At 55.0% G+C, this 20,139-nt stretch carries 13 protein-coding genes and 17 tRNA genes; 3 read left to right on the top strand and 27 right to left on the bottom strand.

The features are described from left to right. Window positions 1–59 precede the first annotated feature (59 nt). The 24 genes from CA54_RS15870 to CA54_RS15770 all read right to left on the bottom strand — a co-directional run bounded on the left by CA54_RS15870 (window position 60) and on the right by CA54_RS15770 (window position 11,817). Window positions 60–593 carry a GNAT family N-acetyltransferase gene (locus tag CA54_RS15870; protein WP_146371792.1) on the bottom strand — a complete coding sequence of 178 codons (534 nt, stop codon included), beginning with the start codon at window positions 591–593 and terminating at the stop codon, window positions 60–62. A 280-nt stretch (window positions 594–873) separates the two neighbouring features. Further along, window positions 874–1,470: an HNH endonuclease gene (locus tag CA54_RS15865; protein WP_145378724.1), complete on the bottom strand. Its 597-nt coding sequence runs from the start codon at window positions 1,468–1,470 to the stop codon at window positions 874–876. 137 nt (window positions 1,471–1,607) lie between these two features. Continuing rightward, window positions 1,608–1,681 (bottom strand) — tRNA-His (locus CA54_RS15860). A 128-nt stretch (window positions 1,682–1,809) separates the two neighbouring features. Next, window positions 1,810–2,226: a GNAT family N-acetyltransferase gene (locus CA54_RS15855; RefSeq protein ID WP_146371791.1), complete on the bottom strand. Its 417-nt coding sequence runs from the start codon at window positions 2,224–2,226 to the stop codon at window positions 1,810–1,812. A gap of 73 nt (window positions 2,227–2,299) precedes the next feature. Then, a tRNA-Ala gene (locus CA54_RS29405) sits at window positions 2,300–2,370 on the bottom strand. 202 nt (window positions 2,371–2,572) lie between these two features. Continuing rightward, window positions 2,573–2,643: transfer RNA gene (locus CA54_RS15850), tRNA-Val, on the bottom strand. Between the two features lie 463 nt (window positions 2,644–3,106). Then, a tRNA-Leu gene (locus CA54_RS15845) sits at window positions 3,107–3,188 on the bottom strand. Between the two features lie 59 nt (window positions 3,189–3,247). Then, a tRNA-Glu gene (locus CA54_RS15840) sits at window positions 3,248–3,320 on the bottom strand. 275 nt (window positions 3,321–3,595) lie between these two features. Continuing rightward, window positions 3,596–4,138, bottom strand: a complete 543-nt coding sequence (locus tag CA54_RS15835) for a hypothetical protein (RefSeq protein ID WP_146371790.1) — start codon at window positions 4,136–4,138, stop codon at window positions 3,596–3,598. Window positions 4,139–4,633: 495 nt separating this feature from the next. Next, window positions 4,634–4,710 (bottom strand) — tRNA-Leu (locus tag CA54_RS29400). A 34-nt stretch (window positions 4,711–4,744) separates the two neighbouring features. Beyond that, window positions 4,745–4,819: transfer RNA gene (locus CA54_RS15830), tRNA-Asp, on the bottom strand. A 47-nt stretch (window positions 4,820–4,866) separates the two neighbouring features. Further along, a tRNA-Leu gene (locus CA54_RS15825) sits at window positions 4,867–4,940 on the bottom strand. 39 nt (window positions 4,941–4,979) lie between these two features. Continuing rightward, window positions 4,980–5,052: transfer RNA gene (locus CA54_RS15820), tRNA-Val, on the bottom strand. Window positions 5,053–5,205: 153 nt separating this feature from the next. Continuing rightward, a tRNA-Gln gene (locus tag CA54_RS15815) sits at window positions 5,206–5,280 on the bottom strand. 140 nt (window positions 5,281–5,420) lie between these two features. Beyond that, window positions 5,421–5,495: transfer RNA gene (locus CA54_RS29395), tRNA-Asn, on the bottom strand. 14 nt (window positions 5,496–5,509) lie between these two features. After that, a tRNA-Pro gene (locus tag CA54_RS15810) sits at window positions 5,510–5,583 on the bottom strand. Between the two features lie 25 nt (window positions 5,584–5,608). Continuing rightward, window positions 5,609–5,679: transfer RNA gene (locus CA54_RS15805), tRNA-Gly, on the bottom strand. 56 nt (window positions 5,680–5,735) lie between these two features. Further along, a tRNA-Lys gene (locus CA54_RS15800) sits at window positions 5,736–5,807 on the bottom strand. Between the two features lie 70 nt (window positions 5,808–5,877). Beyond that, a tRNA-Pro gene (locus CA54_RS15795) sits at window positions 5,878–5,949 on the bottom strand. Between the two features lie 128 nt (window positions 5,950–6,077). After that, a tRNA-Glu gene (locus CA54_RS15790) sits at window positions 6,078–6,148 on the bottom strand. A 37-nt stretch (window positions 6,149–6,185) separates the two neighbouring features. Continuing rightward, a tRNA-Phe gene (locus CA54_RS15785) sits at window positions 6,186–6,257 on the bottom strand. 433 nt (window positions 6,258–6,690) lie between these two features. After that, the gene (locus tag CA54_RS15780) at window positions 6,691–7,548 is read right to left on the bottom strand and encodes a sigma-70 family RNA polymerase sigma factor (RefSeq protein ID WP_146371789.1); all 858 of its coding nucleotides are present in this window, start codon (window positions 7,546–7,548) and stop codon (window positions 6,691–6,693) included. A gap of 551 nt (window positions 7,549–8,099) precedes the next feature. Further along, window positions 8,100–10,115, bottom strand: coding sequence for a 30S ribosomal protein S1 (locus CA54_RS15775; protein ID WP_146371788.1), 2,016 nt, complete (start codon window positions 10,113–10,115; stop codon window positions 8,100–8,102). A 505-nt stretch (window positions 10,116–10,620) separates the two neighbouring features. Further along, entirely contained in the window at window positions 10,621–11,817 is a 1,197-nt protein-coding gene (locus CA54_RS15770; RefSeq protein WP_146371787.1) for an aldose 1-epimerase family protein, read from the bottom strand. Between the two features lie 251 nt (window positions 11,818–12,068). Here CA54_RS15770 and CA54_RS15765 point away from each other — a divergent pair, with 251 nt between their 5' ends. Beyond that, a complete protein-coding gene (locus CA54_RS15765; RefSeq protein ID WP_146371786.1) occupies window positions 12,069–12,890 on the top strand; it encodes a carbon-nitrogen hydrolase family protein in 822 nt (273 codons plus the stop codon). Window positions 12,891–12,909: 19 nt separating this feature from the next. Here CA54_RS15765 and CA54_RS15760 read toward each other — a convergent pair whose 3' ends face one another. The 3 genes from CA54_RS15760 to CA54_RS15750 form a co-directional block, all read right to left on the bottom strand. Further along, window positions 12,910–14,604 (bottom strand): AMP-dependent synthetase/ligase, encoded by a 1,695-nt coding sequence (locus tag CA54_RS15760; RefSeq protein WP_197532490.1) that lies wholly within the window; start codon window positions 14,602–14,604, stop codon window positions 12,910–12,912. A gap of 119 nt (window positions 14,605–14,723) precedes the next feature. Then, window positions 14,724–15,887 (bottom strand): acetyl-CoA C-acyltransferase, encoded by a 1,164-nt coding sequence (locus CA54_RS15755; protein ID WP_146371784.1) that lies wholly within the window; start codon window positions 15,885–15,887, stop codon window positions 14,724–14,726. Between the two features lie 73 nt (window positions 15,888–15,960). Beyond that, entirely contained in the window at window positions 15,961–18,096 is a 2,136-nt protein-coding gene (locus CA54_RS15750) for a 3-hydroxyacyl-CoA dehydrogenase NAD-binding domain-containing protein (protein ID WP_146371783.1), read from the bottom strand. A 437-nt stretch (window positions 18,097–18,533) separates the two neighbouring features. Here CA54_RS15750 and CA54_RS15745 point away from each other — a divergent pair, with 437 nt between their 5' ends. Further along, window positions 18,534–19,466 (top strand): fumarylacetoacetate hydrolase family protein, encoded by a 933-nt coding sequence (locus CA54_RS15745; protein ID WP_197532489.1) that lies wholly within the window; start codon window positions 18,534–18,536, stop codon window positions 19,464–19,466. Window positions 19,467–19,610: 144 nt separating this feature from the next. After that, a complete protein-coding gene (locus CA54_RS15740; RefSeq protein WP_146371782.1) occupies window positions 19,611–20,120 on the top strand; it encodes a winged helix-turn-helix domain-containing protein in 510 nt (169 codons plus the stop codon). Window positions 20,121–20,139 lie beyond the last annotated feature (19 nt).

Raw genomic sequence — 20,139 nt, 5'->3', positions numbered from 1 at the left:
GAAAACTGGGGATGCCGATTTGCCGGCATCCCCAGTTTTTTTTGTATCAGGCTCGCGAATCAAACCTGCTTGACCCGTGCGTAGGTCAGCGTGTCCAGAAACTCATCCCATTTCTTGATCGCTTGTAAGTGCCGACCCTCGTAGGTCAGCCCCGCTTTTTCTAGCACTCGCGCCGAAGCCGGGTTGTTGGCGAAGACCGAGGCGTAAATCCGGTTCAGTCCCAGATCTTCGAATCCGAACCGCGTGATTTCCATCGCCGCTTCGGTGGTATAGCCGCGGCCCCAATAGGGGACACCGATCCAATACCCCAGCTCGGCCCGTTCCCATTCCCGTTGCACGGTCAGTCCGACCGAACCGAGGAATTGGTCGGTTTCAGTCAGCACCATGGCAAAGTGGTAGGCATTGCCGCTCGCTGTTCTCTCCAGTGCACTAGCAATCCACTCTTCCGCAACACCATCCGCATAAGGATGCGGAATCCGCAACGTCGTGGCTGCAATCACTCGTTCTCCGGCCAATTGTTGCATCCGCGGCGCATCGGTCTGTTGATACGGCCGTAACGTGAGGCGTTTTGTTAGTAGCGTAGGTTGGCGCATGCGGGACCTTTCGGATTTCGGGCGCAGAATACGACGCCCAGCCGTCGGTTGGTGTGAGAGACAGGAACAGAAGCAAGCACGTCCGCAAGGATTCGCACCCTGACCTGCCGGGTTGGAGCCGGCAATGCTGCTATTACATCACGGACGTAAGTGAGGAATTGAGGCACGCCAGCGTACGGCATGCATTCCCAAACCGACCACGTGCAGTTGAAAGCGACGCGCCTCATAAAAAAGGCGCGCGGAGACTGGTCCAAAATCGGTTAGCCGTTCTCCACGCGCGCTACTCTTCCAACTCCACGTTCCAGTACGCTTCACTAATGAACTTGGACCAACTGTCGATCCGTTGTCCGTGCGTTGCGTACAGCGGCTTCCATTGGGGTCGTACCGGTTCCTTGCGCAACAACATGCGGGCTTCTTCCGGCGTGCGGTCCGCCTTGCGGGAATTGCACTCCACACATGCCAGCACGCAGTTCGTCCAACTCGAGCCACCCCCTTGCGACCGGGGCAACACGTGGTCGATGGTCAATTCGTTGCTGCCTGGTTGGCAACCACAATACTGACACGCATAGCGATCACGTTTGAAAACGTTGCGGCGGCTGAATGTGACGGCGTTGACTGGAACACGGTCGTACTGCACGAGCGTAATGACCTCAGGCACCCGCAAGCGCAATTGGCTAGTGCGGATGACCAGTTCATCATCTTCCGGCATGACCTCGGCCCAATCGGACCAGTCGTACGTCTGGTAGTTGGCCGGGTCGACGATGCGGGCGTTTTCGCTGAACACCTTGACCAATGCGCGAGCGACAGTCGCCACGCCTACTGGTTGCCAGTTGCGATTCAAGACCAGCGTCGGTCGATCTAAAACGGCAGCTACCATCGTATCCTCCTATGAGAAGTCCTTCGGCATGCGGTGTGAGACTGCAGCCTGATCCGTCGGCATACAACCTGTTGTTATTTTCTCAGGTGTGACCTGCGAGGTCAATTGTGACGGGAAATTGTTAAATTTTTACCAAGGGTATCCGGGGGGAATCGAACCCACCACCTCGACCTTCACAGGGTCGCATGCGAAGCCACTACACTACGGATACCATATGTCCGCTAGGACACGGACCGCCGACAGTCGGTTCAATCGTTTGCCGACATTTCGGTCTCAATTCTCCATGACTGCATTTGATTTAAGTGTCACCACCGGGCCGGGATGCGCGGAACTAGTCCCTCAATGGTCATCTCCGGCATAAATCCACATCGCTGCGGTATGCCCTGCTCGCTCGAATCCACACTTGCGATAAAAATCGATCGCCCCGCCATCGGCCACCAGCATCTGTTGATGCAAGCCGGCGTATTTGTCCATGAGCAACCGCATCAAGCCAGTCCCGATTCCCTGTCCGTGATACTCGGGCCATACCAGCAAATGTGGATAATAAACCACGAGGTGACCATCAGAAATCGCATTACCCAATCCAACCAACTGCTCGCCGTCCCAAGCGGTGACCAATGCATCGGATGCCAATAGCCCCTTGTGCAAGACGTCCGGTTTGTCCGCTGACGACCAATCATTGGCGCGGTAGAGCGGCAACAGCTCTTCGACCGTTAGTTGGCGATTGTCGCTGTATTGAATTGCGAGCGGTTCCATAAAACGTGTGTGTCCTATGAGAAAGGATTGTAGATCAGTAGTCCGGCAGTTACCTAGCGGGATGATAACAAAGTGGACCTGTTGGGAGTCGAACCCAACCAACCGGGTTGCAAACCCAGTTCGCCGCCAACGGCATGCAGGCCCCGTTTTCGTTGATGGTATTTTAAGGGAATGGCCAGTGGTCGGTGGCTAGTGGCCAGACATATGGGCGAAACCAAACGGCTGTTGAATGCCAACCCTACGTTCTACGGACTATGGTCGACAGCCTTTTCCCTCACGTCTGTCGCCTCAAGCCTCAAGCCTGTGCCCCCGCGCACAATGCAGGGCGTCCTTCATTTGCCAAAAGTGATCCCGGATGGATTTGAACCATCGTTGCCAGCATGTCGCGCTGGTGTCGTACCATTGGACCACGGGATCGGGAACAGAAATTCAAACGCGTTGAATCCCCGGATGTCGTCTCGCGCTGAAAAACAATTAAGTACCCCACCGAGGAATCGAACCTCGTCCAACAGTTTCGAAGACTGTCATGCATCCATCACAACCGCAGGGCCGGGTTAGTAGGCAGTAGGCAGAAAGGAGTGGCCAGTGGTCGGTGGCCAGAGACGGTGGGGTCTGCCAAACGGCAGTTGATTGCCAACCCTACGGTCTAAGGTCTATAGCCGAAAGTCTTTTTCCCTCAGGCCTCACGCCTCCAAAATAGCGGGTCCGGGAGTCGCACCCGGCGGTCGAGGCTTATGAGGCCCCGCTGAGCACTCGCTCACCCGCGTTGTTTTAGGCAGTAGACCATAGGCCTTAGACTGTAGGGATTTATTTCCTAAGGTCTATAGCCTACGGCCTTTGTCCCCCAAGCCTGTCGCCTCAAGCCTCACGCCTCCTAAAGTGACCAAGGGGAGAGTCGAACTCCCATGCCCTAAGGCACGGCGGTCTGAACGCCGCGTGTTTACCAGTTTCACCACTTGGCCGGTATCCGCCGATACAGACGTGCTCCCGCACATTTGACCGACGTTGGTTTCTCAAAAAATAGCCCGTACGGGATTTGAACCCGTGTCTCCGGCGTGAGAGGCCGGTATCCTTGGCCGCTAGACTAACGGGCCGTGTGCTAGTAGGCAGTAAAGAGTGGTTAGTAGCCGGTGGCCAGTGGCCAGAGACGGCGGGGGTAAACCAAACGGCAATCGATTGCCAACCCTACGGTCTAAGGTCTAAAGCCTACAGCCTCTTCCCTCCTCACGCCTGTTCCCTCAAGCCTCATGCCTCCCCAGTGCGTCGAGACGGAGTTGAACCGCCATAGTCCGTTGGGACGGGTGGGTTACAGCCACCGGGGCTCGCCAATGCCCAGCCGACGCATGTTGACGGCGGTGGGCACGTTGCGTTACGTCGTCTTGGCAATCCATGCTTCAAACCATTCGCGTCCTACTTGTGATTTGTCTCCTGTTTCATTGTCGCAGCGATAGAAGGCGCGATAGAGGTCGAGGTTGTTGCCTAATCGCTCGATCAAGCGTGTTGCCCGTGTTGTCGCTGTCTTCCATTTGCCGCGGCGGTCACCTGCGACCCATGCGTTGTAGGCCTCGTCGTGCAATTCAATAATTTCCAAAACTGCATTGTCGGTGATGTATTGCTCTGCGAATCTCCGGGCATAAGCGCCATGGTGATTCGGCCCGCTGCGCTGTTTGGTCGGATCGACTTGAAACTTAAACGTGTCATGAATCAGCGCAACGAGCCGTAATGAGTGGTAGTACGGCGATGGGGCATACCACTGCTCGATGTTTTGGATCACGGCGGCGATGTGGTTTTTGATCGCCCCCTCCGGATGCCCCCGCCGCGGCCGTCCATAATCGAGCCCCTGTCGAAAGAGGGGGTCGGCGGCGAGTGTCCGTTCGATTTCGTTGATGAGTATAAATGGGAATTCCTCCATGGTATTGTTTTCGATCACGTCTTCGCCGGTGGTGACGGGGTCATCACGTAACCGCGCGGACGCGGTCGTGGCCGTTCGGCGAGCATGCTGTCTCCTATAAATAATAGAACGCTGTGCAACCGCTCTTGGATCAAATTATCTCGCTCCGGCGGAGGTGCAGTTTCAGATGCCGGAGGGGAAATCGGTAAAGGGTCGGGTTCAAAATTTGTAATATGAGTCATTGAAAATTATCTTTCGTCAGCCGCAATGGGCCGGTTCATTCTAAAGGGAAATCGATCGTATTGTCGTAACTATCGGTGTGGGAAATACCTCACGCAAAGGCGCAAAACCGCAGAGGAAAAAGTTGGCGATGTCGAAACACTAAATCCGTTTTTTACATCTCAGCATCTCTCTGTGATCTCTGTGTCCTCTGTGGCTAAAACTTTTTGTTAATGGCCTGCAGCAATAAGTTTTGGTGGGATGATCAATCGTTCTACATCGAAAGGTGTTGCGGAGTAGCACGGGTGGGAGTCGAACCCACAGACGATCACGAAGGTTTGAGCTTCGCCGCTTTTCCGTTTGCGTACCGTGCCATTTACTGCTAGGCCATTTGCTGCTGATCAAAAGCGTCTCCGATGGGATTCGAACCCACGACCTCCACCGTGACAGGGTGGCGAGCACTCCGGACTGCTCTACGGAGACTTGTTTGTCTGAAAATCAGGGGTTGGATAATTTCCAACTCTGTTATTTACCCAGAGTGAGATTCGAACTCACAATCGCTCGGGTTTAAACCGAGCCGCTCTTCCGATTGGCGTATCTGGGCGTGCAATTCACACCAATAAGTTTCAAAACCGATGACAAGTAGTCCTGGAGGGACTCGAACCCTCGATCCGCTCCGTGTAAAAGAGCCGCCTTCGCCGCTAGGCCACAGGACTTTGGGGTAGGCCTGAGGCTTGAGGCGACAGGCGTGAGGGAAAGAAGCCGTAGGCTTTAGACCTTAGGCCGTAGGGTTGGCATTCAATTGCCGTTTGGTTTCCCCCCGTATCTCTAGCCACTGGCCACCGACCACTGGCCACTCTTTTCCAAAATTGCGGGGGCAGGAATCGAACCTGCGGACACGTGGTTCAAAGCCACGTATTTCTACCAGCAGAAACTACCCCGCATTGGGAAAGGCTTGAGGCTTGAGGGGACAGGGGTGAGGACGAAGGCTGTAGGGTTGGCAATTAACCGCCGTTTGGCTTCCCCCACATTTCTGGCTACTGGCCACTCTTTATCTGCCTACTACCTACCTACTGAATAAAAGCTGCGGTGGCAGGAATCGAACCTGCGTCGTGACAGTTAACAGCCGCCCGCCCGTACCAACACAGGCCCCACCGCAATAGTTTTTTCGAGTCAGGACGGTCGGATTTGAACCGACGATCTCGTGCGCCCGAGGCACGCGGATTACCAAACTTTCCCACGTCCTGTTGAATTTCAACACGAACTACAGAGAGCGCCCAGCGGGAATTGAACCCGCGCTTCCGCCATGGCAAGGCGGTAGGCTTCCGCTACATCATGGGCGCTTGTTGTGGAGTGAATTGCCAAAGAGCAGCGTCAGAACATTATGATTCGATTTAAGTGAGGCCGGAGGGTTTCGAACCCCCACCCACCTGGTTAAAAGCCAGGGATGCTGCCGTTACACCACGACCTCGAATGTGAGTGTGGTGCCGGTGTTTATAACGAAGGTGTGTCATTGGGTTTCTCCAGATCAATGTCAATAATCGGGACGGTCGGAGTCGAACCGACGACTACGTGGTCCCAAACCACGTGGGGTACCGTTCCCCTACATCCCGCTGTTGGTCTCGCGAAACAAAACGAGACTCAATCACTCCCGTTTCAAAACCTGGCTGCGGTTGTTCTAAACATTCCAACCCTAAAATTGAGCCGCATGTGCCAGAGGGTTTTGAAACCCACAAAAAAATACTCCGTAGGGGAATCGAACCCCCGCCTGCGGACTGAAAAACCACGATCCTGCCATTAGACGAACGGAGCTTTTATTAAGTGGTCAGTGGCCACTCTGCAAAATAGGTGGGTCGGGAGGCGCTCGAATCCTCGTCTGCGGTTCTTCAGACCGCCGCTATGCCGTCTCAGCTACCGACCCGGGTTGTGTGGTGTACGACTGTCCGTTGCCTTGCTCAAAATTTTGAAACGAAAAAAGCCCGGTGTCGCGTTTGTGACACCGGGCTATGGAGAGTCTCTCCCACAATCAAAACCAGGTGTCACGTGCGCAACGGATAGACGGTCAGCATATTCGCCGGGCAGGCGATCGACTGTTGGTCCATCTCGGGTTCGCGGTGAAAACTTGGTTTTAGGTAAGACATCGTTTGGCTCGTTGGCAAATAAATCGCGTTATCTTGTGTTTTCATGCAGGCAATGAATTGGTTTTCACTGCCTCTGAAACCTAAGACGCACAGCGCGGCAATTGGTTCACGGAAATTGCGACATTTTTTAAAATACCTGGGGAGGCGTCGCCGGCGCACAAAAAAACCCCGGACATTCCGGGGGGATGTGGATTTGATTGGGCTGGCCGGGCATCAATCGACAGCTAAGCCGGTTGCTAGTTTCGCTAGCGATTCGCTTTCGATTTGCCGCACGCGTTCGCGGGTCAGCCCCAATGTTTCGCCGATTTCTTTGAGCGTGCGTGGTTCGCCGTCGTCGAGGCCGAATCGCATGCGGAGGATTGTGGATTCGCGATCGTCCATTTTTTCGAGCATTTCAAAAACGTGGCGCAGGTTGTCGCTATCGACCAGTTCCGCTTCGGGACCTTTGGTCCGCTCATCGGCGATCATTTCACCGAGTGACCAGCCCCCGTCGGTTTGGTCGGTTTGCGGGTTGTTGTTGTAGAGTTGAATCGCTTTTTTCACGATCCCCAATTTCTTCTTGGGGATATCCAGATCCTTCGCGATTTCCTCAGCTGTCGGTGTCCGTTTTAACTCATCTTGAAGTCGGGCCGATGAGCGACGCCACTTGGAAAGCAATTCCACCATATAAGCGGGGATGCGAATCGTCTTGGCCGAATTGACCAAAGCCCGTTTGATGGATTGTTTGATCCAATAACTGGCATAGGTGCTAAACCGCGTTCCCATTTCCGGGTCGAACCCTTCTACGGCGCGGAGCAATCCCAGGTTGCCCTCTTCGATCAGGTCAGGCAGCGGCAGGCCCTTACCGGTGTAACTGCGGGCGATATTCACCACCAGCCGCAAGTTGGCCCGTACCATGCGGTCCCGGGCTTCGGTATCGGATTCCGCAATCCGATAAGCCAGGTCCTTCTCCTCTTGCGCGGTGAGCAACGAGGTTTCGTTGATCTCGCGGAGGTAAGTCTCCAACGGACTTTGCACGGCCGAAGAAGATCGACGTCGCGTTTTTTTTGTAGATTCTATGTCGGTTTTCATATTGATTCTGCGAGTCGAGTGGAAGATCACGATATTGCCGGACAATCCTGTGGCTCATTCGCATTCCATGCGCCGGACCACCCTCTGCGGAAGAGCGTGCGTTCCAAACGACCGTTTAGAACACCTGCGACGATTCTCCGCTTTGGCGGCGGGCTGATACGTACCGTTAAACATTCATCCAATACCGGTAACGGAACGTTCGCCGTTTTGAGTTATCGGCCTGGGATTTGGGATAGCTGAACTAGAAAGCCTCTGGAGATCCCTTCGCCGTCATTGTGCGAATCACGTGGCGCAATAATAACGGCCTCTCATGCTGGGCAGTGTGGACCAGAGATGTTCTGACGGTTAGATGGGCGCGGATCGAGGGGGACCAAGTGACTTCAGTCATCGACGCGGGGAGGTGCTCGCAATTTGCAGCTTTTTACGAAAAAAACTCGTGGCCGCACTCAGGCGGCCACGAGTTTCTTATCAATTGCTGTTCCTAAAACCCGACAGTGAAACGTCGAAACCAAAAATTGAATCGACATTCACTTTGAGTATTCGGGTTTGTCCTACTCGGTCACCGGTTTTTCTTCGGCTTCCTCGGCAGGGGCTTCTTCGGCGTCAGTATCCGTAGCTTCCGCTTCGGCCGTCTCAGCGACGGGTTCCTCGGTCGTTGCTTCTTCCGCAGCAGGTTCTTCGGTGGCAGGTTCTTCGGTGGCAGGTTCTTCGGTGGCAGGTTCTTCGGTGGCAGGTTCTTCGGTGGCAGCTTCCTCAGTGGCAGCTTCGGCCGTCGCCGTTTCGGCTTCGGGCGAATCCATTGAGAACAACGGACCTTGTCCGCCGCCGATGCCGCCTTTGAGCGGTTCGCGTATAGCGGCCGAATCACCAGCGGTGGCGCCACCTTCGGTGCCTCCGTCGGCAGCAGCGGCTTGCTCTTCTTCCTCAGAAAGTTTGCGGCTCAAGCCGATCTTGCGATCAGCCGTATCGACACGCAGAATGCGAACTTCGATGTCCTCACCGACTTTCACCACGTCTTCAGGATTTTCGACCTTATGATCAGCCAATTCCGAAACGTGCAACAAGCCTTCCAGGTTGTCTTCCAATTCGACAAACACACCAAAGTTGGTGAGCTTGGTGACTTTGCCTTGTACGATCGATCCCGGTTGGAAACGGTCGGGGATGTCTTTTTCCCACGGGTCCTCTTCCAGTTGCTTCAGTCCCAAGGCGATCCGTTTCCGCTCTTGGTCCACTGAAATGACCTGACATTTGATCGAGTCCCCTTTTTGCAGCATTTCGCTAGCATGCGAAATTTTGCGGGTCCAAGACATGTCGCTGATGTGCAACAGCCCGTCGATCCCCTCTTCGATTTCGATAAACGCACCATAATTGGTGAGATTCCGCACGGTTCCGTCGATGTTGGCACCGGGCGGGTATTTGGCGGCGACTTCGTCCCAGGGGTTGGGAGTCGTCTGTTTCATACCCAAGGAGATTTCCTTTTTCTCCTTGTTGATCCCCAAAACCATCACATCGACGATGTCGCCGATATGGACCAGGTCGTTGGGGTGATTGATCCGCTTAGTCCAGGACATCTCGCTGATGTGCACCAAACCTTCGATACCATCTTCCAGTTTCACAAACGCTCCGTAGGTCATCACGTTGACAACTTCGCCGGAGACTTTGTCGCCGACCGGATAACGTTCTTCGACCGCGTCCCACGGGCTGGGTTCTTTCTGCTTCAGACCCAGTGCGATTTTTTCGCGTTCGGTATCGACATTCAGAATCATGACGTCGATCTCGTCGTCGATCGACAGTTTTTCCGACGGGTGATTGATACGGGCCCAGGTGATGTCCGTGATGTGCAACAAACCATCGATGCCGCCCAGGTCGACGAACGCTCCAAAGTCGGCGATGTTTTTGACCACACCGCGACGGATTTGTCCGACTTCGATCCGAGACAACAGGCTCCGCTTCATTTCTTGACGCTGATCTTCGATCAGTTTACGCCGCGAAACCACGATATTGCGGCGGGTTTCGTCGATCTTGAGAATCATGCACTGCACAGTGCGGCCGATGTAATCGCCGATATCCGAAGGACGGCGGATGTCGACCTGACTGGCCGGCAAAAAGACGTTGACGCCGATATTGACCAGCAATCCGCCTTTGATTTTGCGTACCACTTTGCCGGTGACAATGTCGTTTTCCTCGTGCTTGGAAATGACCTTTTCCCAATCACGAATCCGGTCCGCTTTCCGTTTGGAAAGCAGGACCATGCCCATCTCGTCCTCGACTTCTTCCAGGAGGACTTCGATGGAATCGCCCGGTTGGGGGAAATCTTCGTCCGCGTCCCATTCATTGCCCGGGACAATGCCTTCGCTTTTATATCCGACATCGACCAAGACGTCGGTGCCTTCTTGACGCAGCACGACGCCGGTCAGGATGCTTCCGGTTTCGTAGGAGGGCATCTCACGGTAGATCGCATCGATCTCCTGAGAATCATCCTCGCCTTCTTGCAACGCCGTGTCAAAATACGACTCAAACTCGTCGTCGGTAATACTGAATTCACGAATTAAATTACGGTCGACCATGGAGATCCTTAACTGTCGTCATCAACAATTTTTGAGCGGAACATACGGAGGCATGCACATCGGAAATTTCGCGACTGCCAAGCAAGTCCGTCGATAAAACGATATTCTCGGTTTCCGTGGGAAATCCCCGTTGCAACGGTTGGACTTCCCAAATGCTGGGAAACAACTTTTAACAACCAATTGGGAGTCGAGAGAAACGTCGTCGCGGACAGCAGTCGCCTCAAGAAACGCGCAAAATTGTGAGCCGACAGACGATTGAACGAAAAAATGTAAATGGGTTTCAGAAAAGGCTCGTTGAGCAGACAAACCTTTGCCCCCGTGGGTGATTACACAACATCACCACGAAAAACGGGAGCCAGCCTCCAGAATGTCATTGGGAAAGTACGGCGACTATAGCAAATATTCCCGTATCGAATCTAGCAACATACGCCCCATTCCCCGGTCTAGGACGAGGAATTTGTCACTTTTTCTCGCCAACAACCCTGTGCCCTCGCCGCTATGTTCATCAACTGCCGCAGTACTTTGGGTTCGGCGAACGGTGCACCTTGGCGACAAAATGTTCCTGAAGGGCGCGGATTTCGTGTTCCGTCGCGGCGACTGCTTCGGCGGTTCCGTGTATCTCAAAATCGATGCGAACTTGGTAGCTTCCCCCCGGGGGCAAGACGACCACCCGTCCTTGCTCGCGCTCAAAGGTTTTGAGATTGGGGAAATCGGTTCCCGGCTCAATCCCCGTAACATACCCGTCTGCATCGAGTTGTGTGCATTTCCATTGTGTCAGCCAGGGAAGTTGACTTTTCGCATAACGCATACTCAGTCCGCAATCCCCGGCCCGGTTGCGCAGTAAGACGCGCGTTTGCCCCGCTTCGTCAGCGGCCAGTTCGAAGAAATAGCATTGCTCCACGTAGCCAGCCGTCGGTCCCAAATAAACGTCGTAGCTGTCGATGTCGGCGGCGGCGTGGGCGTCGCGGGGGGCCATTTCCAGAATTGGAGCCACCAATTGGGCTCCTTCTTCCAGCAACGGTTTCCCGAAATTCGTGTGGTACAGCAATTCCAACTCCGCCGGCGTCCCTTGCAGGTTCCGCACCTCGTCGATGATCGAAAACGAATTGCTGCCGGCGGTCGTCGAAAATGTGGAGACCAACTGCAAACTGGGGCCGAACATCATCGTTTCGTCGACCGTGCCCGTTACGGAAATCATGCCTGCATCCGTATCGGAGATCGAAACGGCGACATGGTGCGCGGGCGTATTGGCGATTTTGCCGTGCAGCGTCAATTCCGTTTCGGTGGGGTTCCCCTCGTTGTTTTTAATCACGTCCGTCCCGGGCGCGCCGTTGGACGACAACCCGCAGCGGCACAGCAGTTCGTTGAATCCACTCAACCACCCAAGTCCACTGCGGTCGGATTGATTGACGAACGCCGGATTGACCGGTTGGGGGACGGGAGAATTCCATCCCAACGCCAGTCCGTCACACTCTCCTTTCCAGAGTCCCATGCCGCGGGTCGGCAAAATCGACATCGTCAAACGTCCGTTATCGACCTCCACCACATCCACCCCGGCCGAAACCCCGCCCTGCAAGGTTCGTTTCTGTACCGACCAATTCGTCGCCCCGGCTAAAGATGGTCCGTCCTGGGGGTCTAAGTCAAAATCATCCAACCAAATTCCACCGGCGACGTCAGTTAATACCCACTGTTTTTCAGTCATTTTCTATTCGCTTTATTTGTGTATTATTTCGAGAGCCTACATGGCACGTCGCGCACGACCGCAAGCGGTCGGTTGGGGAGATCTTTGGTAACGGTAGGTTCACTGGATTTGATCACTGTTTCCTCTGTGCTGTCATCGAATCGCTGCTCGGTCTGGACGATGCGATCACAATCGATCATTCTACGGTGATCACCGACGAAGTGCTACAATCTCGGCCGAAACGCGGAACGTTCTATCTTTCAGACTGAGCAATGCCTCTTATGACTAAAATCCTTGCCGCTGTTGTGCAACTGCAGTCTACTGAAGAGAAGTCACGAAACGTCGATACAGCGGCGCGGCTTGTCACCGCAGCGGCACAGCGCGGCGCTTCGTTTGTAGCACTGCCGGAATTATTCAATTGCATCGGTCGCTGGGAAGCCGTCGTCGCTGAGGCGGAACCGATCACCGGGCCGACGAGTCGGCGGATGAGCGAATTGGCGGCGAACTTGGGCATTACGCTGCTAGCCGGCAGCATCGCGGAGCAATCCGAGGTTGCCGGGAAAATCTACAACACCAGTCTGCTGTTCGGCCCCGACGGCCGACAGTTGGCTTGCTATCGCAAACGGCATTTATTCGACGTCGACGTTCCGGACAGGGTGACTGTCCGCGAATCGGAGTTCGTCATGCCGGGCGAAGAGATTGTCGGTACACAATTGCCGGACTTCACGCTGGGACAATCGATTTGTTACGACCTCCGCTTTCCGGAACTGTTCCGCGCGTTGGCCGATCGGCGGGCGGACGTGATCGCCGTTCCGGCGGCATTTGCATTTGGAACTGGTTGCGACCACTGGGAGGTATTGCTCCGCGCACGCGCCATTGAAAACCAAGCCTTTGTCATTGCCCCCAATCAACATGGCCGACATACGCCGACGCTGCAGTCTTATGGGCGCTCGATGATCGTCGATCCCTGGGGAACGGTCTTAGCAACGGCGGCCGATGGCGAGTCGTTCGCGCTGGCCGAGCTTGATTTTCAGCGATTGCAAGACATCCGCCGCCATTTACCGGCACTCGCGCATCGTCGCGATGGTCAATGACACCCCAGAGACTGGCCGATCAGTCACCCTGATCGGCGTTTGTAACGGCCGCGGTGTACAACGCATCGAGTTGGTCACGGTACTTGTCTATGATGAATCGCCGGCGGACCTTCAGCGTGGCGGTCAGTTCATTCTCTTCCAGTTGAAACGGCCGGGCGAGTACTAAAATGCGTTTGACCCGTTCCGGTTGGCTGACCGCCTCCATGACGCGGGCAACACGTTCCTCGTAGAACGCGACGAGCGCGTCCTCGCAAAGAAAATCGCCATCGGCGGTTAACGAGGCTCCCAATTCGGCCGCTTTGGCTTCGAGTTGCGGGAAATTGGGAACCAATAACGCTGACACAAATTGCCGCCCGTCGCCATACGTCACAGCTTGGTCGATAAACACGTCGCTGACCAACAGCGTTTCCAATTCCGTGGGCGAAATGTTTTTGCCGCCGGAGGTGATGATCAGGTCCTTCTTGCGGTCAGTGATTGTGAGAAAACCGTCGTCGTCGATTTCGCCCACATCGCCGGTATGCAACCAACCCTCGACAATGGTTTCGGCGGTGGCGTCTGGGTTTTTCCAGTACCCCTTCATCACGTGCGGGCCACGGGTGAGAATTTCGCCTTCGTCGCCGATTTTGATTTCCACGCCGGGGATTGCCTTGCCAACGGTGCCGGTTTTATTGTCATCCAATCGGTTGAAAGTAATCACCGGTGATGATTCGGTCAAACCGTAACCATCCATCAGCGAAATACCCGCAGCGATGAATCCCTCAGCAATATGCTTAGGAAGCGGCGCGCCGCCAGAGGAGAGCTGTCGTAACCGGGGGCCGAAGATTTTTTGCAATTGTTGGCTGCGTACTTCCGCGTCGAGGTGACCAACCATGGCCCACAGCTTTTCGTAAAACCGTGGCACTGAGGCCATCCAGCTCGGTTGCGTTTCTGCGAGATTAAGGACCAACGTCTCGACCGACTCGGCAATGCAGACCGTCATCTGAGCTAGAATCGCCTGATAGTGATCGACCGTCCGCGCATAAATATGGCTGTACGGCAGCCAACTGAGCGAGAGGTCCCCCGCTTGTGAGGCCCCTGATTCGAGCATTGCTTCGGAATTGGACTGCAGGTTGCCGTGGGTCAGCATCACCCCTTTGGGATTGCCGGTTGTGCCGCTGGTATAGATGATCGTCGCCAAGCTGTCGGAACCGACCATCCCTTCGCGGCTGAGCACGCGGTACTGCCCGTCCGCACCGAGGTTTCGACCTGCTTGCAGAAAGCCATCCCAAGTCCAGTACTGCAATTTGGTTTGCGGCTCTAGCGGATCAAAGGAGATTAAGAATTCCAGGTTGGGCAGATCGCCGGCGACTTCCAGGACTTTATCGGCTTGGAGTTGATTGCTGACAATCACGCCCCGCGCTTCGCTGTGGCTCAATTGGTATTCAATTTGTTTAGGCGACAACGGCGCATGCATGGGCACATCGGCGGCACCGGCAGAGAGAATGCCGATATCGGTGACCAACCATTCGTAACGATTCTCGGAGAGCAGTCCAATATGATCGCCTGCTTGAATGCCCAGACTAATCAAGTGGGCGGCAAACGCATCGGCGTCGCTGCGGTAGTCGGCGTAGGAATAGTCGCGATACCGACCATACTCTTTATATCGTAGCGCCGTGCGCGGTCCCAAACGTTCAGCAACACGGCGGTGTAGTGCCCCCAAATTGTATTCGCTCACAATGCCACTCCATCTGGGATAGCAAATAAAACACGATCAAAAAGTAGGGTGCGTCGCGACGCACCTTGTTAAGTCGTACAACAGACTTCGACCGGCAAACCGGCCTCACACGCTGCCGATTAGTTGTCCATCGCTTCAAACACCGTTGCAACCCCCTGCCCTTGCCCGACACACATGGTCGCGATTCCGTATTTCGCACCTTCGTCACGCATGCGGTGCAGCAACGTGGTGGCAATACGGGCGCCGCTGGCACCGAGCGGATGGCCGATGGCGACGGCTCCGCCGCGGGTATTGACCTTGGTTTCGTCGATGCCCAGCATTTTCAAGCAGGACAACACTTGCACGGCAAAGGCTTCGTTGAGTTCGATGGCGTCGATATCATCCAACGTCAAACCCGCGCGTTTCAGGACCTTGTGGACTGCCGGAACCGGTCCGATTCCCATTTCGACCGGATCGACACCCGCCACGGCCATCGCACGAATTTTGGCCATCGGTTTCAGCCCCAATTCTTGAGCTTTTTGTTCCGACATAATCAGCATCGCCACTGAGCCCACGTTGGTGGGAGAGCTGTTCCCCGCAGTCACCGAACCGCCGGCGGGATTGAAGACCGGGCGGAGGGCGGCGAGTGCCTCGAGGTTGGTTTCTCGGCGAATGCATTGATCGCCGTTGAGCAACACCTTGCGTCCATCGCTGTCGCGGCCCCAGGTGGGAATGATCTCGCTTTCAAACTGGCCGCTGTCGGTAGCCTTTGCCGCCAATTCATGACTGCGGCACGCATAGGCGTCCTGTTTTTCCCGCGAGATGCGATACTTCGAAGCCATGTATTCGGCGGTCATGCCCATGTTCATCATAGCTTCGGTGTATTTGCGAAACAGTCCCGGACAGGGATTGTAACCGTCGTTCATACCAACGTGGTCCATATGTTCCACGCCGCCGGCGATTTGAATGTCTTCGCATTCACTGCGAATGCTCATTGCACAATCGTTGATCGCTTGCAGACTCGAAGCGCAGTTGCGGTTGATGGTGACGCCGCCGGTTTCGATCGGCAAATCGGCCATCAGTGCGGCAATGCGGCCGATATCGAAAGCTTGTTCGCCCTGTTGTTGTACGCATCCCCATTTGACATCCTCGATCAGATTGCGATCGATACCGGTCCGCTCAACGAGGGCCTTGATGATGTCTGCCGACAGATCTTCGGCACGGACATCCCGATAATATCCTTGGTCTGCAGAGGCCCGTCCCACGGGAGTCCGCACAGCATCGATGACGACTGCCTGTTGCATGAATTTGTCCTTTATTCTTTTTCCGCTGTTTTTTCACGTAAAAGTAGGGTGCATCGCGACACGCACTACAAAATTATTCGTAGATCTTCTTGCCGCTGCTTGCTAGCTGCTTGAGCATGTCGGTTGGCTCAAAGCGTTTGCCGAGTTGCGTATACGGTTCCAAGTCTTTGAGGATTTGGTCCGCTCCGACGGAATCGGCCCAACGCAAGATGCCGCCGCGGAAAGCGGGGAAACCGATCCCCAGAATCAAGCCCATATCAACGTCGCCCGGTTCGCGAACGATGTTTTCTTCCAACACCCGCGTCGATTCCAGGAACATGGGCAAGAACAACCGTTGCGTGATTTCTTCTTGTGAGATCTCGCGATTGTCGACACGATTTTTCTCCAGAAACGGCGTGAATTCGGCATCCGGTTCCGGTTTGCCTTTTTTGCCGGTGTACTTGCGAAATCCACTGCCCGACTTTTTACCCATCCGCCCGGCTTCGACCAAGTCTTTGAGCAGCGGGGTGAGGATCGCGCGATCGGAGTAGGCATTGACCATCGTCATGCCGGCGTAATAGGACGTATCCAATCCAACAACGTCCTGCAGAGCGATCGGTCCCATCGGCATGCCGAACCTCAGTGCGGCTTTGTCGATCGCGTCCATCGAAGCCCCTTCGAGCAACAACTGCAAAGCTTCGTTCATATAGGGAAGCAACACGCGGTTGACCAAAAATCCGGGGCAGTCGCCGACCACAATCGGCGTTTTCTTAATCCGTTTCGAGAGGGCGACGATAGTGGCAATTGTTTCATCGCTCGTATCATCACCACGAATGACCTCGACCAGTTGCATGCGATCGACGGGAAAGAAGAAGTGCATGCCCACGAATCGTTCGGGGTGCGGAGCCGATTTGCCCATGCGGGTGATGGAAATCGTGGACGTGTTACTGGCCAGGATCGCATCGTCGCGCATTAGGCCGGCGAGTTCTTTGTACAACGCCGTTTTGACTTCTTCGCGTTCGGTGATCGCTTCGACCACGACATCGCAATCATCGACGTGTGATTTGTCGGTCGACGTATCCAGGCAACTCAACATGTTGGCCAGATCGTCGTAAGTCGCACGGCCGATTTTAATGCGGCCTTCGACAACCTTGCGGGCTCGTTTCATGCCATCGGCAATGCGGTCGTCGTCGACGTCCAACATCAGTGAGCGAATGCCCACGCGGGCGTGGGACGTGGCAATTCCCGCTCCCATTAAGCCCGATCCGAAAACGGCGACTCGATTCACGTCGCGGGGAACGATACTGGTGTCGGCCACACCGGGATCGCGGGCCAATCGGGTATTCATGAAGAAAATGGCAATCAGATTGGTCGAAATTTCGCTGCCGACCACTTCCAACGACGCTTCTTGCTCGACCTTTAAGGCTTCGTCGAGCGGCAAGTTGGCCCCTTTCATGATCGCCCGAATGGCTACGATCGGCGCCGGGTATTGGCCTTTGGTCTTGCCCATGATGTAGCCTTCGGCGGTCGCTTGCGAAAAGTGCAATTGATCCTCCGAGAGTCCCAGCGGCAGTGCTAGCTCCGTGCGGCGCTTTCGCCAATCATCGGATTCACGGGCGTAAGCAATCAAACGCCGGCCTTCGTCGATCAGGTGTTCGGGCGGCACCGCATCGAACGCGAAACCAAGCTCCGCCGCTTTTTTCCCAGTGATCGGATTGCCGGAGCAAATCATATCCAGCGCGGGATTCAATCCAATCAGTCGCGGCAACCGCTGTGTGCCGCCCCAACCGGGAATGATTCCCACATTGACTTCCGGCAAGCCAATTTTTGTCTTGGGCGTATCGGCAGCGATGCGGTAGTCCATCGACAACGTGATTTCCGTGCCGCCTCCCATGCAATTGCCGTCGATGAGCGCGACGGTCGGGAACGGCAGCTTGCTAATGCGGCTGAACAACGCGTGGCCGACCTTCATGCTCTCGCCGAGTTGTTCCGGTGTGGCATGCATCAGTGCGCCGAGTTCGGTGAGGTCGGCGCCGGCAATGAATTGCCCCGGCTTGCCGCTTTTGAGGAGCAGTCCTTGCAGATCTTCGCGGGCCTCGAGCTGAGTGACGATCTCGGTCAATTCCGCCAACACAGGCTGCCCGAACGTGTTGACCTTTTTGCCCGGCGCGTCAAATGTCAGCAAGGCAATCTTGCCGTCCAGTTCAGTCAGTTCAAAAACATTAGCCATGGACATCTCTCTTTTGATTATTGCAAGGTGGCCGAAGCTTAACGGCACAACCCGTTTCGACGACGCACGTTTCAAGCGTCGACTACCGCTGATTTGATTGAAAGGAAAAGCGACCGTGTTCCTGATAGAAATGTTCGCCCGCAACGTGGCGGCGAAGATTTAGAATATCGAATCGGTCGCAGAGAATCCACCGAAAACCAACCGACCGGAAGGGAGGTAAGGGAAAGTCTTATTCGCCACAGCCTGCCGACTTTCGCCCCAGTCTACCGACTGCATTCCAATCCGCGTGCCCATTGCGTCCCACTGCCTCACCATGATGGGCCTCTGCAACCGTAGTGACTGGCCATTGCTTCGCCAATTGAGCAAGAGTACCATCGGTTTTAACAAAATCATACCGTAACCACAGCCAAACCCTGCTGTCCAAAGGAACCATCACCATGCCCTGCCGCACATCGATGTTTCAGATCTGTAAACTCTCCACGATGTTTGTCGTAGTCAGTCTGGCATTTCAAGGACTCAGTCGCGCGGAGGACGGACCGGCCAACAAAAAATTTGCGAGAATCAAGGTGGGAGACAAAACCACCTTTGCGATTGTCGAAGGGGACCAGGTGCGGGAGATCAAGGGCAACCTGTTTCGCAAATGGGAAAAAACCGACACCACCCACGCGCTGAAAGACGTCAAAATCTTAGTTCCCACAACGGCGCGACACGTCTTCGCCATGGCTGGCAATTACAAAAGCCATCTCTCCGGTGCGGAGGTCCCCAAGAAATTCCAGATCCCTCAACCGTTTTTCAAAAGCCCGTCGTCGTTGTTACCCGAGGGCGGAGTGATTCGCATTCCGCCGGGTGACGAAAATGTGCATTACGAAGCGGAGTTGGTCGTTGTTATCGGCAAACGGGCTAAAAACGTTCCCGTGGAAAAAGCGATGGACTATGTATTCGGCCTGACCTGCGGCAACGACGTCAGTGCCCGCACCTGGCAAAACGATGCCGAGACCAAAGACGTACAATGGTGGCGAGGTAAAGGAGCCGATACATTTGGTCCCTGCGGACCGTTCATCGTGCAGGGGTTGGATCCGAGCAATTTGAAAATGACTTTGCGGCTCAACGGCGAAGTCCGTCAGGAAGAAAGCACTAGCCAATTATTGCACGATGTGCCCAGCACGGTCAGTTTTATCAGCAAGCATGTCACGCTGTTGCCGGGCGACTTGATCTTCACGGGGACTCCCGGAAAAACCGACCGCATGAAATCGGGAGACGTCGTCGAAGTTGAAATCGAGGGGATCGGCATTTTGCGCAATACCGTGGCTAAAAAAGGGGAGCGGGTCAAAGGCGCAAAAGGCAAGAAGCGAAAACGCAAAAAGGATTAATCTCCCGTCGCAAAAAACTCTTCGCGATCGTGATGACCTCTGCGTTGGAGCGCGTGGTCAAATCGGTTAAACTTGACAACCCATCGACGGGGAAACCGTCGTCGCATCAATGGAATTGATATACGCAGATCAGGAGCGGCAAACATGCCAACCACACCACTGGAACGTATGAAAGTCGATCTTTGCTCGCAAATCGAAGAGATGATTGCTTCATTGAGTCATGCCGAGAACTCCGTCAAGCAAGGCGATTTCAACGTCTCGGCGGAGATTCTCGAGTCGGTGTCGCAGCGCATCAATGCCGCCGCCCAGGCAGCGCGGAACTCCGGAGAGGAAGCGCACCAAACGACTTGGATTCACTTCAAACGGCCGATCTTGGAGGTGTTGGTTCGAGAGGGAGGGACCGCTATGAATTGGCAGGTGTTTCAGTATCTAGAAGAACATCTGCGACTCACGGCTGGTGACAAACAGCAGCATGTTGATGAGACGCGCGAAACCGAATGGCAGCATGAATGCCGCATTGCCGGCAAAACCATGCGGGAAGAACCGCTGAATTATATTGAGCCGGTGACGGTTCCCGGAGTTTGGACGATCACCGAATCGGGCCGCGAACATCTCGAAGAATTACGCCGCGCCGACGGCTTGGCAATGCAATGAGCGCGCAAGCGGATCACGG

Origin of the sequence: Symmachiella macrocystis (assembly GCF_007860075.1) — a bacterium.
In the GTDB taxonomy this organism is placed as follows: Bacteria; Planctomycetota; Planctomycetia; order Planctomycetales; family Planctomycetaceae; genus Symmachiella; species Symmachiella macrocystis.
The sequence above is the reverse complement of the archived record's forward strand: the minus strand, read 5'-3'. Positions and strand labels throughout refer to the sequence as shown.

Bases quoted from the DNA above. Each gene is read 5' to 3' on its own strand.
- CA54_RS15745 (WP_197532489.1), top strand. From the start codon at position 18,534: ATGCCCTGCCGCACATCGATGTTTCAGATCTGTAAACTCTCCACGATG.
- CA54_RS15775 (WP_146371788.1), bottom strand. From the start codon at position 10,115: ATGGTCGACCGTAATTTAATTCGTGAATTCAGTATTACCGACGACGAG.
- CA54_RS15770 (WP_146371787.1), bottom strand. From the start codon at position 11,817: ATGACTGAAAAACAGTGGGTATTAACTGACGTCGCCGGTGGAATTTGG.
- CA54_RS15870 (WP_146371792.1), bottom strand. From the start codon at position 593: ATGCGCCAACCTACGCTACTAACAAAACGCCTCACGTTACGGCCGTAT.
- CA54_RS15835 (WP_146371790.1), bottom strand. From the start codon at position 4,138: ATGGAGGAATTCCCATTTATACTCATCAACGAAATCGAACGGACACTC.
- CA54_RS15855 (WP_146371791.1), bottom strand. From the start codon at position 2,226: ATGGAACCGCTCGCAATTCAATACAGCGACAATCGCCAACTAACGGTC.
- CA54_RS15750 (WP_146371783.1), bottom strand. From the start codon at position 18,096: ATGGCTAATGTTTTTGAACTGACTGAACTGGACGGCAAGATTGCCTTG.
- CA54_RS15765 (WP_146371786.1), top strand. From the start codon at position 12,069: ATGCCTCTTATGACTAAAATCCTTGCCGCTGTTGTGCAACTGCAGTCT.
- CA54_RS15865 (WP_145378724.1), bottom strand. From the start codon at position 1,470: ATGGTAGCTGCCGTTTTAGATCGACCGACGCTGGTCTTGAATCGCAAC.
- CA54_RS15755 (WP_146371784.1), bottom strand. From the start codon at position 15,887: ATGCAACAGGCAGTCGTCATCGATGCTGTGCGGACTCCCGTGGGACGG.
- CA54_RS15740 (WP_146371782.1), top strand. From the start codon at position 19,611: ATGCCAACCACACCACTGGAACGTATGAAAGTCGATCTTTGCTCGCAA.
- CA54_RS15780 (WP_146371789.1), bottom strand. From the start codon at position 7,548: ATGAAAACCGACATAGAATCTACAAAAAAAACGCGACGTCGATCTTCT.